General features: G+C 84.2%; 1 protein-coding gene. It reads left to right on the forward strand.

Translation table 11 applies throughout. The features are described 5' to 3' along the window. Positions 1-270: 270 nt before the first annotated feature. Positions 271-322 (forward strand): hypothetical protein (locus tag ADK64_RS48915; protein ID WP_420712952.1); only part of this gene is annotated, 52 nt, incomplete at its 3' end.

Below are 322 nucleotides of genomic sequence, written 5' to 3' on the forward strand. Positions count from 1 at the left end.
GGGCATCGGCGGGCAGGGCGGCGCCGATGCGGGCGGCCAGCCCGGGGAGGGCCGCTTCGGGGGGGGGGGGGGGGGGGGGGGGGGAAACGCGGGCGGCCCCCCCGGGGGTGGCCGCCCGCACGGCCGCCCCCCTCCCCGCCGGGGGCCGGCGAGGGTTCCCCCCCCCCCCCCCGCCCCCCCCTCGAAGCGGCGCCCCCCGGGCTGGCCGCCCGCATCGGCCCCCCCCTGCCCGCCGATGCCCACCGCGTCCTCGTCCTCGGCTTCGAGGAGCTGATGTACGCCCCGCTGCGGATCGCCCGTGAGCTGGAGCAGGTGAGCCGGG

Source organism: Streptomyces sp. MMG1121, assembly GCF_001280015.1.
Lineage (GTDB): Bacteria > Actinomycetota > Actinomycetes > Streptomycetales > Streptomycetaceae > Streptomyces.